Origin of the sequence: Streptomyces chiangmaiensis (genome assembly GCF_036281785.1) — a bacterium.
Taxonomy (GTDB): Bacteria; Actinomycetota; Actinomycetes; order Streptomycetales; family Streptomycetaceae; genus Streptomyces; species Streptomyces chiangmaiensis.
This window is the reverse complement of record NZ_JAYWVC010000476.1, coordinates 1-2,331: the sequence shown is the minus strand read 5'-3', so window position 1 is coordinate 2,331 and position 2,331 is coordinate 1. Positions and strand designations below refer to the sequence as shown.

4 protein-coding genes are annotated in these 2,331 nt (G+C 64.2%); 3 read left to right on the top strand and 1 reads right to left on the bottom strand.

Annotated features, from left to right (window positions below):
• Positions 1 to 4 precede the first annotated feature (4 nt).
• On the bottom strand, positions 5 to 616 hold the full coding sequence (locus VXC91_RS44620) for an RNA polymerase sigma factor (protein WP_329513052.1): 612 nt from the start codon (positions 614 to 616) through the stop codon (positions 5 to 7).
• Between the two features lie 453 nt (positions 617 to 1,069).
• On the opposite strand from VXC91_RS44620, the gene VXC91_RS44615 reads away from it, so the two are divergent.
• The 3 genes from VXC91_RS44615 to VXC91_RS44605 all read left to right on the top strand — a co-directional run.
• Positions 1,070 to 1,306 (top strand): hypothetical protein, encoded by a 237-nt coding sequence (locus tag VXC91_RS44615; protein ID WP_329513051.1) that lies wholly within the window; start codon positions 1,070 to 1,072, stop codon positions 1,304 to 1,306.
• Positions 1,307 to 1,566: 260 nt separating this feature from the next.
• The gene (locus VXC91_RS44610; RefSeq protein WP_329513050.1) at positions 1,567 to 1,692 is read left to right on the top strand and encodes a hypothetical protein; all 126 of its coding nucleotides are present in this window, start codon (positions 1,567 to 1,569) and stop codon (positions 1,690 to 1,692) included.
• 428 nt (positions 1,693 to 2,120) lie between these two features.
• Positions 2,121 to 2,331, top strand: a 211-nt coding sequence (locus VXC91_RS44605; protein WP_329513049.1) for a hypothetical protein, incomplete at its 3' end; no start/stop codon positions are given.

Sequence of the window (2,331 nt, the reverse complement as noted above, 5' to 3'; positions counted from 1 at the left end):
GGTTTCAGCCTGCGGTGTTGAGGAGGCCGTTGGCGACCAGCCTGGCTCGCAGCTTCTTGCGCGCGTCGAACATGGTCTTGTAGAGAGCGTTCCGGTTCGTTTCCAGCTCGTCGGCCAGTGTCTCTAGGGGGACGCCCCTGACGACGAGCGCGGTGAAGACCTGTCGCTGCCGGGCGCTCAACGCTGTCTCGACAGCGTCCTGGACGGCCTCGACTAGTTCCTGGGCTTGCCAGTGGTTGACGGGGTCGATGCCAGAGTGGTCTGGCATCTGCGCCCACTCGTCGAGATCGAACCGGGCGGTTGAGGCGCGCCAGAAGTGGCGGCCGAGCTTGCTGGAAACTTCAAGCACCACGAACCGGAAGGCCCAAGTGGTAAACCTCGCGTCGCCCCGGAAGTCGTGGATCTTATGCGTGATCCTCATCAGGGCGTCAGCAGCCGCTTGGTGGGCGAGGTCGTTCAGCTCCGGTCCCGTGATCCGATAGCGGGGTCCTCGGCGGAACACATCATCCATCGCGATCCGGACCAGCAGCGCATGCAGGCGCGCGCAGGCCTGTTCGTATTGCGGCCCGCTCCCGTCCTCCAACGCGTCGACCCATGCGGCGGATTCAGGGTCCAATCGTCTCGGCGTTCTGGAAATCCTTTCTTTCGGAGCCCCGTCGCTACTTCCGGCAGCGCTGCGTGGCCCCGAGCGACACGATTTTCTGGCGTCCGCAGAGTGCATAGCTCTCAATCCTCAGGCCATCTCGTATGAACAAGCTAACCACAGGGTTATCTACACACCGTCTACGCTAAATCGTCGCTTAGATCTTCGAGGTACACGGCCTTTTCGCAGGCGCCCGGTCTCTGCGCAGTCGCAGAGAAATAGTCGGTACTCCGCCACGGCCTGGCGACACGCCTGCCTATACGGGGTGGCTCCAGAGCCTTATCTGCCAAAGTTATCTATGGTGTGCGCCTCTCGTGCGCGTACTATGCAGCAGGCTACGCAGCTGCCGGCGCCCTCTGTACATGTACGACATCACAGTTCCCACGGAGGTTCTCGGCGGTGAGACGGCGAGAGGGGTGGGATTTTGTGGAAGGTCGCTTCGAGATCAGGGTTCGGGAGGCATTCCAGCGCGTCGAACTCGGCTTACCTCAACGCTATAGGTGTATAGGCGCCGAGGTGCGGCAACTGCTGATCCTCGATTTCCGGTGTAGGGCACTGATGCGGACGGCGCTGTTTCTTACGGCGGGCGTTTATGTATTGATTGACCATGATTCTTCTTACCCAGGCTCAGAAATTGGTGCCTGGCCGGAACTGGTCGAATGAAGCGTAGGCTCGGATGTACGCCTACTTGTAGCAGTTTTTCGGCGTTTGCTGGGCTGCGGATAATGCGCCTGGCGGCGGTGTGGGGGGCGCGACTGTGCTAAAGGGCGTCGCTCTCGAACCTCGCTCGGCGTTTGCAGGAGCCTCCTCCTGACCAGTGGCGTTCGAGCCCGATGGGCGAGCATTGCGCAGCGGGCCTGTCGCCCAGGGCCCGGGCGCACTGCAGGATCGTGCCGAGGACAGCCCTCGACCACGTTCAGGATATGAAAGCGCCCGTCAGTGTCGTCCGCGGCGGGACGGTCGCGCTCGACGACCACTCGACGTACCTCGAAAAACATTTCCGGCAGGGCGCCGAGGAGTTCCTCGTACCAGCCGTCGCCCTTGCGTAACGGCCGCGGCGACAGGACGAGGTCGCGCCTGACAGCATCCCCAGTACGGTCGGGGGCGAGGTTGTCGAAGGCGTGCCCGAGGTGGATCGGGCGCTGCCCCCCTCGACGTCACGGCGCAGCCAGTCGTAAAAGCGCAGCGAATACAAGTGCGGCGTCGCGCTCACCTCCAGGACCACGCTGCCCTCGCCACTGCCAGCAGTCGATGCGGTTGGCCAAGGAGTCACGGTGCCGGTCGAGCAATGGCCAGTCTGTGGAGAACAGTCGCTTGGTCGTGGGAGGGCCGTCGTCCTCGCCTTGGCCGAGGTTGCGCGCGGTTCCAGCGGCGACCGCAGCCTCCGCGCACCGCTTGGGTGTGGCCATGTACCAGAGCACGTCGTGGGGGCCAGGGCGGCGCCGGGCCCGAAAACGAGTGCCACTGCGTCGGACGTATGTTCCGGCACAGGCAGCTCGTCGAACAGGTCGGCAAGGGTGCCTTCGGCGAGCCGGTCGAAGTCCGGGCCGTCGGCGAGCTCGGTGGACCCTGTGCGCTCGAGGATCTGTGGCGAGGGGGCGAGGTGGGCGCGGAGATCGGTTGTCGAGGCGGCGAGCCCGCGCGCCTCCAGTGCCGAGTTCAGCAAGTTGACGGCCGCAGACCAATCC